The organism is Rhodococcus phenolicus (genome assembly GCF_001646785.1).
Taxonomy (GTDB): domain Bacteria; phylum Actinomycetota; class Actinomycetes; order Mycobacteriales; family Mycobacteriaceae; genus Rhodococcus; species Rhodococcus phenolicus.
On record NZ_LRRH01000005.1, the window covers coordinates 25,589 to 41,697 of the forward strand.

At 68.8% G+C, this 16,109-nt stretch carries 16 protein-coding genes; 9 read left to right on the forward strand and 7 right to left on the reverse strand.

The features are described 5' to 3' along the window. Window positions 1-26 precede the first annotated feature (26 nt). Window positions 27-1,469 carry a PepSY-associated TM helix domain-containing protein gene (locus tag A8G15_RS01770; protein ID WP_068154772.1) on the forward strand — a complete coding sequence of 481 codons (1,443 nt, stop codon included), beginning with the start codon at window positions 27-29 and terminating at the stop codon, window positions 1,467-1,469. Window positions 1,470-1,481: 12 nt separating this feature from the next. Here A8G15_RS01770 and A8G15_RS01775 read toward each other — a convergent pair whose 3' ends face one another. After that, window positions 1,482-2,783 carry a wax ester/triacylglycerol synthase domain-containing protein gene (locus tag A8G15_RS01775; protein ID WP_068154774.1) on the reverse strand — a complete coding sequence of 434 codons (1,302 nt, stop codon included), beginning with the start codon at window positions 2,781-2,783 and terminating at the stop codon, window positions 1,482-1,484. A 36-nt stretch (window positions 2,784-2,819) separates the two neighbouring features. Between A8G15_RS01775 and A8G15_RS01780 the strand changes: the two genes are divergently transcribed. The 4 genes from A8G15_RS01780 (at window position 2,820) to A8G15_RS01795 (ending at window position 8,107) form a co-directional block, all read left to right on the forward strand. Beyond that, window positions 2,820-4,844, forward strand: coding sequence for a prolyl oligopeptidase family serine peptidase (locus tag A8G15_RS01780; RefSeq protein ID WP_068154777.1), 2,025 nt, complete (start codon window positions 2,820-2,822; stop codon window positions 4,842-4,844). Between the two features lie 46 nt (window positions 4,845-4,890). After that, window positions 4,891-5,733, forward strand: coding sequence for an aminoglycoside phosphotransferase family protein (locus tag A8G15_RS01785; protein WP_082899599.1), 843 nt, complete (start codon window positions 4,891-4,893; stop codon window positions 5,731-5,733). 362 nt (window positions 5,734-6,095) lie between these two features. Then, window positions 6,096-7,433, forward strand: coding sequence for a DegT/DnrJ/EryC1/StrS family aminotransferase (locus A8G15_RS01790; RefSeq protein WP_068154780.1), 1,338 nt, complete (start codon window positions 6,096-6,098; stop codon window positions 7,431-7,433). Beyond that, window positions 7,430-8,107 carry an HAD family hydrolase gene (locus A8G15_RS01795; RefSeq protein WP_281180590.1) on the forward strand — a complete coding sequence of 226 codons (678 nt, stop codon included), beginning with the start codon at window positions 7,430-7,432 and terminating at the stop codon, window positions 8,105-8,107. The genes A8G15_RS01790 and A8G15_RS01795 overlap by 4 nt, the downstream gene beginning before the upstream one ends. A 9-nt stretch (window positions 8,108-8,116) precedes the next feature. On the opposite strand, the gene A8G15_RS01800 is transcribed toward A8G15_RS01795, so the two are convergent. Next, on the reverse strand, window positions 8,117-8,800 hold the full coding sequence (locus tag A8G15_RS01800; RefSeq protein ID WP_068154784.1) for a TetR/AcrR family transcriptional regulator: 684 nt from the start codon (window positions 8,798-8,800) through the stop codon (window positions 8,117-8,119). A gap of 173 nt (window positions 8,801-8,973) precedes the next feature. Here A8G15_RS01800 and A8G15_RS01805 point away from each other — a divergent pair, with 173 nt between their 5' ends. Genes A8G15_RS01805 through A8G15_RS01815 form a run of 3 tightly spaced genes read left to right on the forward strand, consistent with a single transcriptional unit; the run spans window position 8,974 to window position 11,355 of the window. Further along, on the forward strand, window positions 8,974-10,221 hold the full coding sequence (locus tag A8G15_RS01805; protein ID WP_068154787.1) for an amidohydrolase family protein: 1,248 nt from the start codon (window positions 8,974-8,976) through the stop codon (window positions 10,219-10,221). A 34-nt stretch (window positions 10,222-10,255) separates the two neighbouring features. Further along, on the forward strand, window positions 10,256-10,603 hold the full coding sequence (locus A8G15_RS01810; protein ID WP_068154789.1) for a DUF4286 family protein: 348 nt from the start codon (window positions 10,256-10,258) through the stop codon (window positions 10,601-10,603). Continuing rightward, window positions 10,600-11,355: an SDR family oxidoreductase gene (locus A8G15_RS01815; RefSeq protein WP_068154791.1), complete on the forward strand. Its 756-nt coding sequence runs from the start codon at window positions 10,600-10,602 to the stop codon at window positions 11,353-11,355. Before A8G15_RS01810 ends, A8G15_RS01815 begins: the two co-directional genes overlap by 4 nt. Window positions 11,356-11,428: 73 nt before the next feature. On the opposite strand, the gene A8G15_RS01820 is transcribed toward A8G15_RS01815, so the two are convergent. The 4 genes from A8G15_RS01820 to A8G15_RS01830 all read right to left on the reverse strand — a co-directional run bounded on the left by A8G15_RS01820 (window position 11,429) and on the right by A8G15_RS01830 (window position 14,659). Next, window positions 11,429-12,286 carry an alpha/beta hydrolase family protein gene (locus A8G15_RS01820; RefSeq protein WP_068154793.1) on the reverse strand — a complete coding sequence of 286 codons (858 nt, stop codon included), beginning with the start codon at window positions 12,284-12,286 and terminating at the stop codon, window positions 11,429-11,431. 9 nt (window positions 12,287-12,295) lie between these two features. Then, window positions 12,296-12,451: a hypothetical protein gene (locus tag A8G15_RS30380; RefSeq protein ID WP_156665226.1), complete on the reverse strand. Its 156-nt coding sequence runs from the start codon at window positions 12,449-12,451 to the stop codon at window positions 12,296-12,298. Continuing rightward, window positions 12,438-13,319 carry a phosphatidylinositol mannoside acyltransferase gene (locus tag A8G15_RS01825; RefSeq protein ID WP_068154795.1) on the reverse strand — a complete coding sequence of 294 codons (882 nt, stop codon included), beginning with the start codon at window positions 13,317-13,319 and terminating at the stop codon, window positions 12,438-12,440. Before A8G15_RS01825 ends, A8G15_RS30380 begins: the two co-directional genes overlap by 14 nt. A 266-nt stretch (window positions 13,320-13,585) precedes the next feature. Then, window positions 13,586-14,659 carry a patatin-like phospholipase family protein gene (locus A8G15_RS01830; RefSeq protein WP_068155060.1) on the reverse strand — a complete coding sequence of 358 codons (1,074 nt, stop codon included), beginning with the start codon at window positions 14,657-14,659 and terminating at the stop codon, window positions 13,586-13,588. 169 nt (window positions 14,660-14,828) lie between these two features. Between A8G15_RS01830 and A8G15_RS01835 the strand changes: the two genes are divergently transcribed. Then, window positions 14,829-15,155 carry a hypothetical protein gene (locus tag A8G15_RS01835; protein WP_068154797.1) on the forward strand — a complete coding sequence of 109 codons (327 nt, stop codon included), beginning with the start codon at window positions 14,829-14,831 and terminating at the stop codon, window positions 15,153-15,155. Between the two features lie 22 nt (window positions 15,156-15,177). Here A8G15_RS01835 and A8G15_RS01840 read toward each other — a convergent pair whose 3' ends face one another. Continuing rightward, the gene (locus tag A8G15_RS01840; protein ID WP_068154800.1) at window positions 15,178-16,023 is read right to left on the reverse strand and encodes a nitroreductase family protein; all 846 of its coding nucleotides are present in this window, start codon (window positions 16,021-16,023) and stop codon (window positions 15,178-15,180) included. Between the last annotated feature and the right edge of the window lie 86 nt (window positions 16,024-16,109).

Here is a 16,109-nt window from a genome sequence, read left to right on the forward strand (position 1 = left end):
CGGCACCTTCCGAATCGAGTACACGCATGTCCATTCCCGAACTGGAACGCGACAGGTCCACCGGCACAACCGCGGCGACGGATCCGCCGGCCCGGAGTTTCCGGCCGTTGATCCTGCGACTGCACTTCTACGCCGGCATCCTGATCGCGCCGTTCCTGCTCGTCGCGACGATCAGCGGCGGCCTGTATGCGATCGCCCCCGCACTCGAACAGATCGTCTACCGCCAGTACCTGCACACCGACACGACCGGACCCGTGGTTCCCGTCGCCGAGCAGGTCGCCGCAGCGCGCGCGGTTCTGCCGGATCTGACGGTGACCGCGGTCCGTCCGGCGTCCGAACCCGGCGAGACCACCCGGGTGCTGTTCACCGATCCGGCCCTCGGCGAATCCGAACGGCGCGCGGTGTTCGTCGACCCCACCGACGCGACGACGCGCGGCGATCTCGTCGTCTACGGCAGCAGCAGCGCCCTGCCGATGCGGACCTGGATCTCGCAACTGCACCGGCACCTGCATCTGGGTGAACCGGGACGCATCTACAGCGAACTCGCCGCGTCGTGGTTGTGGGTGGTCGCCCTCGGCGGCGTCTATCTGTGGGTCCAGCGGTACCGGACCACCCGGCGGCGGAACCCGGGCTCGGCGCGACTGCTGACCGTCGACCGGTCCGCCCGCGGCCGCGGCCGGACGCTCGGGTGGCACGGCGCCGCGGGCATATGGATCGCCGCCGGGCTGATCTTCCTGTCCGCGACCGGACTGACCTGGTCGAAGTTCGCGGGTGAGAACGTCGGAACCCTGCGGACCGCGTTGAGCTGGACCACGCCGGGCCTCGACGACAGCCTCGCGGACACCGGTGGGTCGGCCGGTGGTCACGACGGACACGGTGACCACCACTCCGCCCCGGTGACGGACCCCGGCATCCTCGACCGCAACATCGGCGAGCTCGATGCCGTACTCGCGATCGCCGCCGGAAACGGCGTCACCGATCATGTCGAGGTCGGTGTCCCGGCCGGCGAACACACCGCGTTCACCGTCGCCGAGACCCGGCAACCCTGGCAGTTCGCGACCGACGCGGTCGCCGTCGACGGCTCGACCGGCGCGGTGACGGACGTGAACCGGTTCGCCGACTGGCCCGTGGCCGCCAAGCTTGCGGCGTGGGGTATCTCCCTGCACATGGGCCTGCTGCTGGGGCTGGTCAATCAGCTCGCACTGCTCGCCCTCGCAGTCCTGCTGGTGACCGTGATCGTTCGCGGCTACCTGCTGTGGTGGAAGCGCCGCCCGGTCCGCGGCCGGCGCCGCGCCGGACGGCCGCCGGTCCGGGGCACGTGGCGCCACATCCATCCCTGCGCTGCCGCCGCGGTGGTGGTTTCGGCCGTCGCGGTCGGCTGGTTCGTCCCGCTGCTGGGAGTGAGCCTGCTCGGATTCCTGCTGGTCGATGCGGCTCTCGCCGGGGCCCGGAGGCTGCGGGCCGGATAATCGCCCCGAGCGCTACAGGCCGGCCAGCGACGCCCTGAGCAGTTCCGCATACCGGTCGAGGGCGGCGTCGTCGAGCACGTCGGGGCTCGTGGTGACCGACACTGCAACAGTGTCACCGATGCCGTGCACACCGTGGGTCAGCGCCATCACCGGTGACAGGCTCGGGTAACCGGTGGTGAATCGCACTGCCGCGCCGCCGAGCACGAGGTCGGCGCGGCCGCGGTTCACGCTCGACACCACGGTGTTCCCGGTGACGGTCGGCGGTACGACCGACAGGTCGATGCGCTCGGTGCCGTAGCGCAACAGCGGCGCGGGCACGTGATCCTCGGTCCGTGCCCGCGCCGCCATCGCCGGGTGCACGGCGCGACGCCGCCGCAGTTCCAGTTCGGCGGCGATCGCACCGGCTCGCTCGGCGGTGTCCCGGATGTCCGGGCGGAGCGCCACACCGACACTGCGATAGGCGTTGCGTTCGGCGCCGGCGGCGGGCACCGCGACCGGGACCTCCGCACCAAGGCCATGCTCGACGAGGTCACCGCCGACCTCCAGGAACGCGGCCAGGGCCGGCCCGATCGCGGTCAGCGCCGCGACCGTGACGGTGCCGACGCGCCGCAGGTCGGCGGCATCGCACACGAGGGTCCGAACCGTGCGGCGGGTACCGGGCGCGGTGTTGACGGCGACGAGCGGGCAGCCCGGCGCCGGGGACGGCACCGACGGCCCGGCCAGTTCCTGTTCGGCGCGGCTCGCGCGCACGCCGTCGGCGATCACCCCGACGACCTGCCCGGGTAGTTTCACCGCCGCACGCACGAGCATGCCCACGGGACCGGGCGCGCGGGGCGGTTCGGTGCGCGGCGGCACGTCCTTCCCGAACAGGGCACGCGCCAGCGCGGACGCGTGCACTCCGTCGGCGAACGCATGCGAGACCTGCAGGACCGCGATCAGCGCGGCACCGTCTCCCCCGGGCGCGCCGGTCACCTGGGGGATCAGGTGCAGCCGCCACGGCGAGTCCCGGATGTCGAGGCCGGTCTCTGCGAGGGTGCCGAGCAGGGCGGTCACCGCGCCCCAGTCGCCGCCGGGGTGCGTCGTGAACTGGTCGTCGCCGATCTCGCGGGCGGTCCAGTACGGATAGTCGAGCAGGCCGGGAACATCGACGGCCCTGGTGCGCAGATCCCCGATCAGCGCGGCCCTCGCGGCGACGTCCGCGCGCACCCGTTCGATCGGCACCGCCGGTGCGTCGAAGCAGTACACGAGGAACTGATCACTGGGCAGGCGGTCGGCGAGCCAGTCGCGACGGGCGTCGGTCGGATGCATCTGCATGCCCGTCAGTGTGCCGGTCGGGGTACAAATAGGCGCATGGCCTCCGATGCGACGACCTCCGACCCGACCGATCCGTACCTCTGGCTCGAGGACGTCACCGGCGACGAACAACTGGACTGGGTGCGCGCCCGCAATGCGCGCACCGTCGACGAGTACACCCGCACCGACGGGTTCGAGACATTGCAGTCGCGGATCCGGGAGGTCCTCGACACCGATGCGCGCATCCCCTACGGGCGGCGGCGCGCGGAGTACATCTACAACTATTGGCGCGATGCGCAGCACGTCCGCGGCCTGTGGCGGCGCACCACGATGGACCGGTATCTGCGCGACGACCCCGAATGGGACGTGCTCGTCGACCTGGACGCGCTCGCCGAGGAAGAAGGCGAGAACTGGGTGTGGTCGAGCGCCCAGGTGCTGCGCCCCGACCAGACGCGTGCGCTGATCGGATTGTCGCGGGGCGGCGCGGATGCGACCGTCATCCGCGAGTTCGATCTGCTGACAAGGCAGTTCGTGTCCGGTCCGGACAGTTTCGAGTTGCCGGAGGCCAAGACGGACATCGGGTGGATCGACGTCGATGCCGTCTACGTGGGTACCGATTTCGGTGACGGTTCCCTCACCGATTCGGGGTATCCACGGATCGCGAAGCGGTGGCGGCGCGGCACCTCGATCACCGAGGCGGAGACGGTGTTCGAAGGCGAGAAGGCCGACGTCGCGGTGTCCGCGTCGTACGACCGCACCCCCGGATACGAGCGCACCTTCGTCGAACGGGCACTGGACTTCTACACCGCGCACCGGTTCGAGCTGACCGACGGCGGCGAGCTGGTGAAACTCGAGGTGTCGGACGATGCCCGCGCCGGCGTCTACCGCGACCATCTGCTGGTGCGCACCCGGTCGCCGTGGCTGGGTCACCCGGCCGGTGCACTGCTGGCCGCGGACTATCCGGCGTTCCTTGCCGGTTCGCGCGAGTTCACGGTGCTGTTCACCCCGGACGAGCACACCTCGCTCGAACAGTACGCGTGGACCCGCAACCATCTGCTGGTCGTGACGCTGCGGGACGTGCAGACCGAGGTGCGGGTGCTCACGCCTGGGCCGGACGGGTGGGAGGACCGCCCGCTCGACGGTGTGCCGCCTGCGACGTCCACCTCGATCATCGACGTCGACCCGCTCGAGAGCGACGACTTCTTCCTCAACTCCAGCGGCTTCACCGTCCCGGCGACGCTGCTGTCCGGAACCGTCGGCGGTCCGCTGACCGCGATCAAGCAGGCACCCTCGTTCTTCGACGCCGAGAACATCGCCGTCACACAGCATTTCGCGACGTCGGACGACGGAACCCAGGTTCCGTACTTCGTGGTGGGCAGCAACACGGACACCCCGTCGCCGACCTTGCTGTACGGCTACGGCGGATTCGAGAACTCGATGGTGCCGGCCTACGGCGGTGGCGTCGGCCGGGCCTGGCTCGAACGTGGCCACACCTACGTGATCGCGAACATCCGGGGCGGCGGCGAATACGGCCCCACCTGGCACACCCAAGCGCTGAAGGAGAACCGGCACAAAGTGTTCGAGGACTTCGCGGCGGTCGCGAAAGACCTCGTCGCGCGGGGTGTCACCACCGCGGAGCAACTCGGCATCCAGGGCGGCAGCAACGGCGGTCTGCTGATGGGCGTGATGCTCACGCGTTATCCGTCGCTGTTCGGGGCGATCGTGTGCCAGGTGCCGTTGCTGGACATGAAGCGTTACCATCTGCTGCTCGCGGGCGCGTCGTGGATGGCCGAGTACGGCGACCCCGACAACCCGGAGGAATGGGCGTTCCTGAGCGAGTACTCGCCGTATCAGAACACCGACCCGGACGCGACGTATCCACCGATCCTGATCACCACGTCCACCCGCGACGACCGGGTGCATCCCGGTCACGCCCGCAAGATGGTCGCGCGGCTCGAGGAGCAGGGACACGAGGTGTGGTACTACGAGAACATCGAGGGGGGTCACGGGGGTGCGGCGGACAACGCGCAGGCCGCGTTCAAATCCGCGCTGACCTTCACCTTCCTGGAGGCCGTACTCTGATGTGTGCTCGGACATCCGGCCGACCCGAGCTGGTCGCGTGAGCGGGATGGACGATCTGACGACGTCGCAACGCACTGTGCTGGACGAGTGGTTCGGAACCGTCGATGTCCTCGAGGACCATTCGTGGCCACTCCAGGACACGACGGTGCTGCGCATCCGGGCGGCCGGGCGGGAGTTCATCGTGAAGGCTTCGCGGACAAGCCATCACATCGATCGGGAGATCGCCGCGCACAGGTCCTTCCTCGTCACGTCGGCTGCTCCGGTACCGAAGCTGGTGTATTCGAACGAGGCCGAGAAGCTCCTCGTGACGGAGTACCTGCCGGGAGAACTCGTCGAAGGTTCACCGGCGGAAGAGGACCCGTCCATCTACCGGCAGGCCGGACGGGTCCTGGCCGAGCTGCTGTCACCGGGCGACGTGTCGGACACCTACATGGGCAGGTTGCGAGACCGTGGTCTGTCCCTGTCCGACCGCGCGGCCCGGCTGGTGGACGCCGGTCCGCTCGCAGCGGTCCGCAACAGGCTCGAAGCCGTCGTGCCGCGGCCTGTTCCACTCTTCTTCACGCACGGCGACTACCAGCCCCGGAACTGGCTCGTTCACGCAGGTACGGTCGCCGTGATCGACTTCGGCCGGGCGGAGCAGCGCCCGTGGACAAGCGACCTGGTTCGGTTGCAGTTCCAGCAGTTCGTCGGCAGGCCCGATCTGGAAGAGGCCTTCCACGACGGACTCGGGCGGGATCTCGATGCCCTCGACATCGAGATCCTCGAACTCGAGCGGATCTACCAGGCCGTGTCGACCGTCGTGTGGGCGAACGGAATCGGCGATGCCGGGTTCGAGGAGCACGGCCGGCAGATGATCGACCGACTGGTCGATCGATCACGACCCGGCTGAGCGGCGGACGCGCGCCCGCGGCCGACGGACGCGCTCGGCCTACTGCCCTCCCCCGTGCGAGCTCGGCACGGGGGAAGTGGTCATGTCGGTGACCGTCTCCCCCGACTGTGTCGTCGCACCGGGAACAACGCACGCGACGACGAGAACGGGCAAACAACCGGAAGCGGCGCATCGGATGATCATCGCAGCCCGGCGTCTCCCACGCCGGCCGGCACCGGCGACCGCGACCCGTCGCGGCGTCAAGGTTCCGTCAAGGAATCGCCACCGCGCGTACAGATCCCGTTCGGATCCGCGATCGGATGTCGCCCCGGGACGTAACAAGAAGGAGCAACACCGGAGCAACCGAAGGAGACCGGAAGACCATGAACGATGTCGTGCACCGACAGGAGATCGACGGCAAGGCACGAAGTCTGCACGCCCTGGCCGATGAACTGACGCAGGGTCACGTCGCGCAGGACGTCCGTATCCGGGACGTTCCCGGCACCCGGGCGTTGCGCGCGATGATCTCCGAGCACGGCCGCCTGTCGCTGAGCCGAGTCGTCGAACGTGGGCCACACGTGGCCTCGGTCGAGTGTGCTCCCCTCGACCGGCTGATCGGATCCGACGAGATCCTGCCCGTCGAACGGGCATTCCGGCAGGTCCTCGGCAGTGGGCAGTTCACCACGGGACCGTTCGTCGCCGCGTTCGAGCACGAGTTCGCCGCGTTCCTCGGTGTCCGGCACGTGGTCGGGAGTTCCAGCGGCACCGACGCGCTGATCGGCGGTCTGCTGGCGTTGGGAGCAGGCCCGGGAACCGAGGTGATCATTCCCCCGAACAGTTTTCCGGGCACCGAGAACGCTGTGCACATGACAGGCGCCACACCCGTTCTCGCCGACGTGACGGACGACTACCTGCTCGACCCGGTGTCGGTGGCGGAGCGGATCACGCCGCGGACCCGGTGTGTGGTGCCGGTTCATCTCTACGGCCGCGCGGCGGACGTCCGTGGGATCGCGGCGGTCTGCGCCCCACACGGAATCGCGGTGTTCGAGGACGCCGCGCAGGGTGTCGGTCTCGACGACGTCGGGCGCTTCTCCGCGGGCGCCGCGTTCAGTTTCAACCCGTACAAGAACCTGGGGGCGTGTGGCAAGGCGGGTGCGTTCGTCTCCGACGACGCCGACCTCGCCGCTCGTGTGAAGCAGTACCTCTATCACGGTTTCGCCCCGACGGGCAGCGGCTACCGGAAGTACCACAAGAGCGGTTCGTTCGGCCTGAACGCCCGCATCGACAATCTACAGGCAGCGGCGCTGCAGGCGCGGATGCAGTTCCTCGCACTCAACAACCTGCGGCGGGCCGCGCTCGCCCGCCGGTACATCGACGCGCTCGCCCCGCTGCATCGGATCGGGATCTTGCGTGTCCCCGAGTTCTCGCCCGATCACGTGTGGCACCTGTTCACCGTCGACGTTCTGGCCGCGCACCGCGACGACCTGATCCGCGGATTGCAGATCCGCGGAGTGCAGGCGGACGTGTACTACCCGGTGCTGACGCATCAGCAGGACACTGCGCTCGCCCGAGCACAGTTCGGCACCACCGCGGTCCCCGTCGCCGAATCCCTCGCCGGCCGCACCTTGCAGCTGCCGTTGTTTCCACGGATGACGACAGTCGAACAGGACGTCGTCATCGACGCCGTGTTCGAGGCCGTCGGCGCGCGCGTGACGGCGTGAGTCGAGCCGTATCTCCCGATCGCGGCGAGGCCCCGGCCGCGATCCTGTGGGACATGGACGGCACGCTCGTGGACAGCGAACCACTCTGGGATCGGGTGATGGCCGTGGTCGCACAGCGTCACGGGGTGCCCTGGACGACGGACGCGAGCGCACAGATGCTCGGATGTTCGCTGGACGAGTCGCTCACACGGATCCACATCGCCGCCCACGTGGCACCGACGGCATTCGAGGTTCGCTGTGAGCGGCGATGGGTGTACGAGCAGGTCCGGGAACTGTTCCGCGGAGAACTCCGCTGGCAACCGGGAGCACAGGCCGCACTGGATCTGGTGTCCCGCCTGCATGTTCCGATGGCCCTCGTCACCAACACCGCCCGCGAACTCGCGGAACCGGTGATCGCCGCCATCGGACCGTCCAGGTTCGCCGTCACGGTGTGCGGTGACGAGGTGGCGCACGAGAAACCCTGGCCGGATCCCTACCTCACCGCTGCGGCAGCACTCGGTGTCGGCACCGGCCGTTGCCTTGCGGTCGAGGACTCCGCCGTCGGCGCGGCATCCGCCCACGCGGCCGGATGCACCACGCTGGTGGTGGGCACGGCTCGGAACGTGCAACCGGGACCTCGGCTACGGTTCCGCCGCACATTGACCGGGCTCCGGCCCTCGGAACTCACCGTGTGAGTCCCCGGGTCACCGGTCCGAGCGCACCGCCCCGAGGCCCGCGGCGAGGAAGTCGACGAGGTCGTCGATCAGTTCGGGAAGCGGCCCAGGCAGATTGCCGGCGTGGAGCGCGATCTGGTAGCGCGAGAGCGTGTGGACACAGGTGGTCATCACCATCAGCCAGCGCTCGTCGAGCACCGGCCGGGGAACGTCCGGCAGCAGCCCGCCGAGAACACGGACGAACGTCGCGACGACGCTTTCGCCCACCGCGCCCTCGAGCCCGCTGTAGCCACCACGGTCGATGATGTGGCGTGACAGGAAGGCCAGGTAGTGACTGTCGTCCTCCACGTGCCCGGTCAGGGACAGGACGAAGGCGCGGACCAGGTCGTGGACGGTCGGGCGGCCGTCCACGGCGATCAGGTCGGCGAACAGTTCGGTGCGCACCTGCTCGCTGCGGGTCGCCCGATGAGCCAGGATCGCTTTGAGCAGACCCTCGCGATCCCCGAAGTGGTATTGGACGGCGGCATTGTTCTTCTGACCGGCAGCCACCGCGATGTCGCGTAGCGGCACGGACTCGATCCCACGCTCGGCGAAGAGCCGCTCGGCGGTCTCGACCATCCGAACGCGCGTCGCGACGCCGCGCGAGTTGGGCCGGTCCCGGTCGTCGCCCGGAACCGGGTCCTGGGTGGGCACCTGCCTCTGACGTGGTGGCATGCCCGCATCCTATTCACCCTCCGGCCGTTCACCCTCATCTACACGCCTCTTTTCACACGTGTGGTGGATTCTTCACTTTTCGAGAAGTCGCTCTTGCTATTTCGAGAACGGGGTTCTAGCTTGTTTAAGCATTAGTGCTTAATTAGATACTCCACACGACCGAGAGGTACGGGATGCACACCGACGAGATGATCCTGGTGAGTGTCGACGACCACGTGATCGAACCCCCACACCTGTTCGACGGCCGACTGCCGGCGAAATACGCAGACCGCGCACCGCGATTCGTCAACCGCGCCGACGGGACCATGGCATGGGTGTACGAGGGGCTCGAGATCCCGAACACCGCGCTCAACGCGGTCGCCGGCCGGCCACCGTCCGAGTTCGGACGCGAGCCCGTGTGCATCGACGAGATCCGCGCCGGCTGCTACGACATCGACGCGCGCGTCAAGGACATGAACGCGAACGGGATCCTCGGGTCGCTGTGCTTCCCGTCCTTCGTCCGCTTCTGCGGTCAGCTGTTCGCGGAGAACGGTGAACGCGACCAGTCCGCCGCGATGGTGCGTGCGTACAACGACTGGCACATCGACGAATGGGCGGGCACACATCCCGGCCGGTTCGTTCCGCTCGCCATTCCGATCCTGTGGGATCCCGAACTCGCGGCCGCCGAGGTCCGGCGGGTTGCCGCGAAGGGTTGTCATGCGGTGACGTTCTCGTCGAACCCGCACGCTCTCGGGCTTCCCAGCCTGTACACCGATCACTGGGATCCGTTCTGGAAGGCGTGCGAGGACGAGGGCACCGTCGTGTGCATGCACCTCGGTTCGTCCTCGACCGTCCCGATCACCTCACCCGACGCGCCGGTCGAGGTGATCTATTCGCTGTCGCCGATCGGGTTGATCGAGGCGGCATCGGATCTGGTGTGGTCGGCGGTGTTCCGGAAGTTCCCCGGGCTGCGAGTCGCGTTGTCCGAGGGCGGGATCGGATGGATCCCGTACTTCCAGGAACGTATCGACAACATCTACAAGCGCACCCGGCACTGGTCCGGCATGGACCTCGGCGACCGGCTCCCGTCGGAGGTCTTCCGCGAGCACGTGCTGCTGTGCTTCATCGACGATGCCACGGGCATCCGGAACCGCCATCATCTCGAGCTCGACAACATCATGTGGGAGTGCGACTACCCGCATTCGGACAGCGATTGGCCGCGATCACCGGAAGCTCTGTCCCGGAACCTTGCCGGAGTCTCCGACGAGGAGATCGACAAGATCACCCACCTCAACGCCATGCGCCACTTCCGCTACGACCCCTTCACCCACATCCCCCGCGCAGCCGCTACCGTCGGTGCCCTGCGCCGCCGTGATCCGGACTGGGACATCGCAATCCGATCCACCGCCCATCTGCGTCCCGCCGCCGCAACCCATCGATAGCAGCGACCCCGAGCAGCCCCGAGAGGAACACACCATGTCCGACCGCACCCTCTATCTGGTCCAGTCCAATCCCCTCACCGGACGCGACGACGAATTCAACGAGTGGTACGACACGATTCACGTCCCCGAGGTCGTCGCGACACCGGGAATGGTTTCCGCCCAGCGTTACCGGATCATGGACACCGAAATGTCCCGGCTCGCGGGAAAACCCGCGCACCGATACCTGGTCGTCTACGAAATGGACGAAGACCCCGACATCGTCATGGCACGGGTACGCGAGCAGGTCGCGTCCGGTGCAATGCGCATGCACGACGCCCTGGACATGGAATCGGTCGCGATGTCGTTCTGGGCTCCGCACGGCGACAAGGTGACCCACCGATGAGCGACGGAACACTCACCGGCAAGGTCGCGATCGTCACCGGTGCCGGTGGCGGGATCGGCCGGGCCTACGCCCGTGGCCTGGCCGAGGCCGGCGCCTCGGTGGTCCTGGCGGACATCGCCGTCGCCGGTGCCCGCGCCGCTGCCGACGACCTCCGCGACGACGGATTCGCGGCGGAGGCCGTCGAGGTGGACGTCACCGACGAGGACAGCGTCGCCGCGATGGCTCGGGCGGCCGCCGACCGCTTCGGATCGGTGGACATCCTAGTCAACAACGCCGCACTGATGGCCGAGATCATGGGTGAGACGCTGACGACGACGTCGATGGACACGTGGAACCGCACCCTCGCCGTGAACCTCACCGGTCCGCTGCTGTGCACCCGGGCCGTCGTCCCGTACATGCGGGAACGCGGTCACGGCAAGATCGTCAACCAGTCCTCCGGTGGTGCGTTCCTGCCGTCCGGGCACTACGGACTGACCAAGCTCGGGATCGTCAGCATGACGATGTCCCTGGCGAAGGAACTGGCACGCGACGGCATCCGGGTCAACGCGATCGCTCCGGGCTGGGTGAACACCGAGGCCGGAATGCGCACGGTGCCACCCGAAGTGCGGCAGGCCCTCGGTGCGTCCATCCCGTTCCCGTTCGGCGACCCCGAGGACCTCGTCGGCGGACTGGTGTTTCTCTGCTCGGAGGCGAGCGACTGGGTCACCGGTCACACGCTCAACATCGACGGTGGGTGGATCCCCCGAACCTGAGACGCCCGGCCCGACATTCACCGAGCCGAGATTCGATTCGCCGGCCGGCCGGGCTCCGCCCCGGCCGGCCGCGTCAGTGATCGTGCAGCCAACCCGCGACCCGCTCGACGATCTCCCCGTTGTCGCGGATCCATCCGTTGTGCCCGAGCGGACGGTCCAGATGCCATGCCGTGGTCTCGGCGGCGGGCAGTTTGTCGAGCAGGTGCCGGGCCGCCGCGACCGGGGTCAGGTCGTCGTTCTCGACGGTGATCGACAGCACCGGCAGGGTCAGGCGTGCGAGCCGCTCCTCGTAGTCGATGTCGGCACCGTACGGTTCGAACCGTCCACTGCGCGCCAGCCGCGCCCAGTCGGAGATGAGCACGCGCGACTGCCTCCCGAACCCGCCGACGTCGAGCCGGTCTCCGGGCCAGAATCCGGCGACGCTCGCGGTGATCGACATCGCCGCCGACCCGAGCAGCAGACCCGGCGCCCGGGCACCGGAAAAGTGCCGGTAATAGGGCGTTCCGGCGGCAACGAGGATCAGGCCGCCGAGGCGGCCGCGGATCCGTGACGCGTACAGCACACCGAGCTGACCACCCATCGAATGCCCCAGCAGATAGGGAGTCGAATCGGGAAAGCGTTCACGCACCACCTCGAACATCGCCGGGAAATCGACGGACACCAGTTCGTGGTAGCCGTAGGTGCTGTCGGCGTCCGGTCGCGGCCGGCTGTCGCCCTGCCCGCGCAACTCGCAGATCGCGGCGTCGAAACCGTGACCGGTGAGCGCTTCGGCGAACGGTTCGTAGTAGCCACCCGGAACTCCGAGGCCGGGTACGACGACCACCACGATGCGTCCGGCATCGCGGCGCACCTCGTGCTCATGGTCCGGGCCGGGGAACAAGCGAACCGGCGCGGTGGTACCCCCCGGCAGTTGGATCGGCACGGTCTCCACCGGCTCAGACTAGAGCATCCCCGGCCCGTCCAGGGTCCGGGCGACGACGCCGGTCGCGTCCGGCTCTGCATCGGACACGAGAACTTCGATACCGTCGCCCGCCGACGACTTCGCCGAAGGAGGGATCGTCGACCGTCGCGGGATACCGGAGTCATCGGTCGGCATCGAAGTCCGCGGTCCACACCCGTTGCAGCATGTGCCAGTCGGCCGGGTGCGCGGCAATGCCGGCGGCGAACCGGTCGGCCAACGCCTGAGTTGTGCACTGCACGCCGCCGACAACCTCGATCGGCCGGCCGACGTGGAATCCCCACCCGCCGGGAGTGAACCAGCAATTCACCGGGAGCAACGGCGCACCGGTGTCGATCGCAAGCCGGGCGGGACCGGCCGGCATGCAGGCCCGTTCGCCGAAGAAGGTGACCGGCACGCCCATTCCGGTCATGTCGCGTTCGGCGAGAAGCCCGACCATCCGTCCCTCGCGCAACCGAGCTGTCAGCTGCTCGAGCGGGGGCTTCTCGGTGCCGGTGAGCGGAATGATCTCGAATCCCAAGCCCTCCCGGAACCGTACGAAGCGCCGGAACAGCGATTCCGGCCGGAGCCGCTCCGCGACGACGACCGGTGTGCCCACCCGCTGTGTCAGCCAGACACCGGCAAGATCCCAGTTTCCGCTGTGCGGTAGCGCGAGCACGGTCCCTCTGCCGCGTTCGACCGATTCGCGGATGTGTTCGAGGCCGGAGGCCGACGTTTCGACGCTGTCGGCGAGCCGCGCAGGGTCCATCGACGGCAGCCGGAACGCCTCGCACCAATAGCGGGCGTACGAACGCAGGCTCGCGCGCATCAGATCGTCCGAGACCTCCTGAGGTGTCGTGCCCAGTACCCGGGCCAGGTTGCGCCGCAACTGGTCCGGGCCGCCGTTGCCGGCTGCGTGGTCGGCTGCGGCGTAGAACAGGCATAGTGCCCACCGCTCGGGCAGGGCACGAACCAGCCTCCACCCTGCCGCATACCCGAGATCCCAGGCCCGATCTTTGGCGTCCACCGATCACCACCGACCATTTCGAGGCGCCGTCGACATGTCTGCGGGCACCTGCTACGACGCCGCAAACACCCAGCGGAACGATCGCTTTCAGTGTCCTCCGACATGTCGAGAACATCCAGAACTGCCGCCGATGGCAACGCGCCGGACCACTCTTCGCGAGGTCGGCAAGTTCGGCCGCGGTTGCCGCGGGTCCGGTCCCGTCGCACTACGACACAGGACGGCGTGCCGGGACATCCCGGCCGGCCCACCATGATCCACCGCTAAGCCTACAGCTCCGGGCCACCGTCCACGGGCGCCGGGTCGTGCCCGTCAGCGGTCCCGGCCTCGGGGAATCCCGCGTCGTCGAGCGCCGCCGCGGTCAGCGTCCGCCCGAGTTCGATCATCTCGGCGGCCTTGTGGAAGTCGAGGCTGCGGCACGCGGAACGCGGCACCTCGACCAGAACGTCCGGTGGATAGGCGGCGAGCTGGTGCCGTGCCAGCGCCGACTGCATGATGTCGATCGACCGGCTCATCACCGCGACACGGCCGAGTTTCGGCGCGGCCACGCCGCCGGACTCCGCCGCCTCGAGCGCCGCGTCCACGGGCGCCTCGGCCGGACCCTCGTCGGTGTCGGATCCGGCCGGTTCCGCATCGGCGTGCCCCTGCGCCGAACCGAACCGTCCCACCACCGAGCGCACGATGTCGCGTTCGAGCAGGAATCCGGCGCTGCGGCGGAAGCGGCCGATCCACTCCTCGACCGGACGCGGTTCGGCGCTGACGTTCACCGGTGACGCCAGACCACCGCGTTCCTCGCCGCCGAGACTGATCCCGATCGTCAGATCCGAGGCCAATGCCACGGTCGGTGCGACGGGCAGCGGTGCGAGAGTACCGCCGTCGGTGAGCACCCGTCCGTTGAGGACCGCAGGGGTGATGACGCCGGGAATCGCGATGGAAGCGCGGATGGCGACGTCGAGCGGACCGCGCTGGAACCACACCGGCCGCCCCGCGGCCAGATCGGTCGCAACCGCCGTGAACGGGAGCGGCAGGTCTTCGATCTGCACGTCGCCGAGGATCTCGCGGACCCGGGCGAGCACCTTCTCGGCGCGGATGGCGCCGGGTGCCGTGACCGACACGTCGAGCAACCTGACCACGTCGAGCTGGGTCAGGGTCAGCGCCCATTCGGTGTACTCGTCGAGTTTGCCCGCCGCGTACAACCCGCCGACCAGGGCCCCCATCGACGATCCGGCGATACCCACGATCTCGAAACCGCGTTCGGCCACGGCCCGGATCGCTCCGATGTGCGCATATCCACGCGCGCCCCCACTGCCGAGTGCGAGAGCGACCCGTTTCGGTTCGGCCATGGGCACGACGGTACCGCGCATGCTCCCCTACGCACCCCGACCCGAAAGTTCAGGGTGCAGATGGGTGTCTCACCCGATGTGCCGGACCGGGCGGTGGCGAGACGATGGAACCACTCCGCGGACACAGCCCACATCCCGTTCGCACCAACACTTTCCGGAGGGTACCTCGATGCGCACCACCATCTCCGCTGCCGCCGCCGCGGCTGCCGCCGTCGCCGCCCTGCTGCTCGGCGCCGGCACCGCCGCCGCCGCACCCACACCGTCCGTGGTCGGGATGAGCGAGCCCGGCGCTCGCGCCGCCCTCGACGCTGCGGGCGTGCCGTACACGGTCCTCAGCCGTTCCGGCAGCGCCTCGGGCGTCTGCACGGTCACCGAACAGCGGGATCGTGGCCACCACACCGAGATCGACATGGTCTACAACCACGACAAGCGCGAATTCGAGCGGGTCGAGACGCAGGTCTGGCGGGGCCTGGCCCTGGTGGTGCTGTGCCACTGACGCCGTGATCGGCGGCCGCGCGTCACACGAGGTCGAAGCCGCGTCGTTCCAGCGCCTCGCGCAGGCCTTCCCGCGCCCCGAGCGCACCGGGGGTCGCGAAACGGCCCACCACCCGGTCGATCCAGCCGTCCGGTAGTCCCTGCTCGCGATAGAAGCCGGAGATGCGCACGTCGTACTCGGCGATTCCGGCCTCCTGTGCAGCCAGGTCGTACCGTTCGCGGTGCAGCACCACGTCGACACCAAGTCGCGGCTTGACCTCCGCGGATTCCGCGGGATCCGGGTGCCCGACGACCAGGCCGACCACCGCGAAACTGTGCGCCGGCAGATTCAGTTCCTCGGCGAGTTCGATCGGATGATTGCGGATCGCCCCGATGTACACGGTGCCCAGCCCCAGCGACTCCGCGGCGAGTGCGGCGTTCTGCGCGGCGAGCGTCGCATCGACCACGCCGAGCAGCGCCGATTCCACGAATCCGGCATTGACGAGGTCGCGATCGTTCTGTTCGGCGATGCGCCCGGCGCGTGCGAGGTCGGCGACCCACACCAACAGCAGAGGCGCGTTGCGGACGGCGTCCTGATTGCCGGCGAGCGCCGCGATCCGGCCGAGCCGATCCCGATCGGTCACCGCCACGACACTCCACAGCTGCAGGTTGCTCGAGCTCGCCGTGGACGACGCCGCCGCGACGATCGCCCGCAACTGCCCTTCGGACACGGTGTCCGGCAGGAATTTCCGCACCGACCGGTGCGCGAGCTGCGTGGCGAGTACCTCGTTCCACACGAACTCCTCGGACTGCGCGGCGCGATCGGCTTCGGCGGTGCCGTAGCGGCGGCCGAGAGCGGCACTGCGGTGGTCGAGGGCGGTGTCGGTCATGGGGTGTCCTTTCTGACGATGCTCGTCTCCATCGTGCCGAGCCCGCCTGCCGCGGCCCAGGGTTCGTCTCACCGTGATTCCAGACG